Origin of the sequence: Enterobacter sp. CM29 (assembly GCF_013179605.1) — a bacterium.
Classification (GTDB): Bacteria; Pseudomonadota; Gammaproteobacteria; order Enterobacterales; family Enterobacteriaceae; genus Enterobacter; species Enterobacter intestinihominis.
In genome coordinates this window covers 1-2,840 of sequence record NZ_JABMCU010000303.1, presented here as the reverse complement: position 1 = coordinate 2,840, position 2,840 = coordinate 1, and the positions used below count along the sequence as shown (strand labels likewise).

Below are 2,840 nucleotides of genomic sequence, written 5' to 3'. Positions count from 1 at the left end.
TGCCCGCATGGGTGAAGTCTACTGGGCGGAGTACACCCGTGACGAAAACGGCGTCTGGCACGGCGAAGAGTCGGAAGCCGTGCTTAAACCTGAAGCCGTCACCGAGCGCCTGAAACAGCTCACCGGTGAGTGGGCGACGGTCGGAACCGGCTGGCCGGCATGGCCTGAGATGGCGAAGGACACCGGCCTTACGCTGGTGGACGGTAACATGCTCCTGCCTGCCGCCGAAGATATGTTGCCTGTTGCCTGTCAGCAGCTTGCCGCAGGAAAAACCGTGGCCGTTGAACACGCCGAGCCGGTTTATTTACGAAACACCGTCGCGTGGAAGAAACTTCCTGGCCGCGAGTGAATCTCAGTAACAGGAACTGAGAAAAAGGAGTCGCATCATGGCGGTTCAGACTAAAGTTGTACGCTTTTTTATGGCAGGCGCGGTTGCCATAGCACTGAGCGGGTGCGTCACCGTTCCTGATGCGATCAAGGGCACCAGCCCGACGCCACAGCAGGATCTGGTACGCGTGATGAATGCTCCGGAGCTGTATGTCGGGCAGGAAGCGCGCTTTGGCGGCAAGGTGGTTGAAGTGCTAAACCAGCAGGGGAAAACCCGGCTGGAGATTGCCACCGTTCCACTGGACAGCGGCGCACGGCCTGTTCTGGGTGAAGCCTCGCGCGGGCGGATCTACGCTGACGTCAGCGGCTTCCTCGATCCGGTAGATTTCCGCGGGCAGCTGGTGACCGTCGTCGGGCCGATTACCGGTTCGGTGGCGGGGAAAATCGGCAATACGCCATACAAATTTATGACCATGCAGGTGAACGGCTATAAGCGCTGGCGTATCGCCCAGCAGGTGGTGATGCCGCCACAGCCAATCGATCCGTGGATGTGGGGTCCGCATCCGTATCGTTACGGCTACGGTGGCTGGGGTTGGTACAATCCAGGCCCTGCACAGGTTCAAACAATCGTAACTGAGTAACTTACTGTTATTGTTAGGAAAGAGACAGCGGCTCAGCCGCTGTCTCTGTTTTTTACGGATAAAACGAAAAAAAAGAGTGACGCGCTTCGCAACCTGCAATCTGAACAATTAATAAACTGGTACGCTGAGTTAATATAATGTTAACAAACTGTTTATTATCGGGGCTGTGATGACGACGAACACTCATTTCAGAGGTGATGCATTGAAAAAGGTTTGGCTTAACCGTTATCCCGCGGATGTCCCTGCGGAGATCAATCCTGACCGTTATCAATCCCTGATTGAATTATTTGAACACTCGGTACGGCGCTACGCTGACCAGCCCGCATTTGTGAATATGGGCGAAGTGATGACTTTCCGTAAGCTGGAAGAGCGCAGCCGGGCGTTTGCGGCCTATTTACAGGAAGGGTTGGGCTTGCAGAAAGGGGATCGCGTCGCGCTGATGATGCCAAACCTGCTGCAATACCCGGTGGCGCTGTTCGGGATCCTCAGGGCGGGGATGATCGTGGTTAACGTTAACCCGCTCTATACCCCGCGCGAGCTGGAACATCAGTTGAATGACAGCGGTGCGGCGGCGATTGTGATTGTCTCCAACTTTGCCCACACGCTGGAAAAAGTCGTTGAAAGAACTCAGGTTAAGCACGTCATTCTGACGCGCATGGGCGACCAGCTCTCTACCGCGAAAGGTACGCTGGTCAACTTTGTCGTGAAATACGTTAAGCGGCTGGTGCCGAAATACCACCTGCCGGATGCCATCTCTTTCCGCCGTGCGCTGCATGCGGGCTATCGGATGCAGTACGTTAAGCCGGAGATCGTGTCAGAAGATCTGGCGTTCCTGCAATACACCGGCGGTACCACCGGCGTGGCTAAAGGGGCGATGCTGACCCATCGTAATATGCTGGCGAACCTTGAACAGGTGAACGCCACCTACGGGCCGCTACTGCACCCGGGCAAGGAGCTGGTGATCACCGCGCTTCCGCTGTATCACATTTTTGCGCTGACCATGAACTGCCTGCTGTTTATCGAGCTTGGCGGTCAAAACGTATTGATCACCAACCCGCGCGACATTCCGGGGCTGGTTAAAGAGCTGGCGAAATACCCGTTCACCGCCATGACCGGCGTGAACACCCTGTTTAACGCGCTGCTTAACAATAAAGAGTTCCAGCAGCTCGATTTCTCCACGCTGCATCTTTCTGCGGGCGGCGGGATGCCGGTTCAGCAGGCGGTTGCCGAGCGCTGGGTAAAACTCACCGGACAGTATCTGCTGGAAGGCTATGGTCTGACGGAGTGCGCCCCGCTGGTCAGCGTCAACCCGCATGACATCGACTACCACAGCGGCAGTATCGGTCTGCCGGTCCCGTCGACGGAAGCTAAACTGGTGGACGATGAGGGTAACGAAGTGCCTCACGGCGAACCGGGCGAGCTGTGCGTCAGAGGGCCGCAGGTGATGCTGGGCTACTGGCAGCGCCCAGATGCCACGGATGAGATCATCAAAGACGGCTGGCTGTACACCGGCGACATCGCGGTGATGGATGACGAAGGTTTTCTGCGTATCGTCGATCGCAAGAAAGACATGATCCTCGTTTCCGGTTTCAACGTCTATCCGAACGAAATCGAAGACGTGGTGATGCAGCACAGCGGCGTGCTGGAAGTGGCAGCGGTGGGGGTTCCATCCGGCAGCAGTGGTGAAGCGGTGAAGATATTTGTGGTCAAGAAAGATCCTTCTCTTACCGAGGAAGCGCTGATAACGTTTTGTCGCCGGCAGCTGACGGGCTATAAAGTGCCGAAGCTGGTGGAATTCCGCGATGAGCTGCCGAAATCCAACGTCGGGAAGATATTACGACGAGAATTACGTGACGAAGCCCGTGCCAAAGT

General features: G+C 56.3%; 3 protein-coding genes. All 3 read left to right on the top strand.

Annotated elements, in window-relative coordinates:
• On the top strand, positions 1–349 hold a 349-nt coding region (locus HP459_RS22235; protein ID WP_171936857.1), incomplete at its 5' end, for a tRNA (adenosine(37)-N6)-threonylcarbamoyltransferase complex dimerization subunit type 1 TsaB.
• 37 nt (positions 350–386) lie between these two features.
• Complete coding sequence (locus HP459_RS22230) at positions 387–968, top strand: Slp family lipoprotein (RefSeq protein WP_023300347.1); 582 nt, start codon at positions 387–389, stop codon at positions 966–968.
• A gap of 202 nt (positions 969–1,170) precedes the next feature.
• Positions 1,171–2,840 (top strand): long-chain-fatty-acid--CoA ligase FadD (fadD, locus tag HP459_RS22225; RefSeq protein ID WP_171936856.1); only part of this gene is annotated, 1,670 nt, incomplete at its 3' end.

Coding starts and splice junctions, on each gene's coding strand:
- HP459_RS22230 (WP_023300347.1), top strand. CDS start 387: ATGGCGGTTCAGACTAAAGTTGTACGCTTTTTTATGGCAGGCGCGGTT.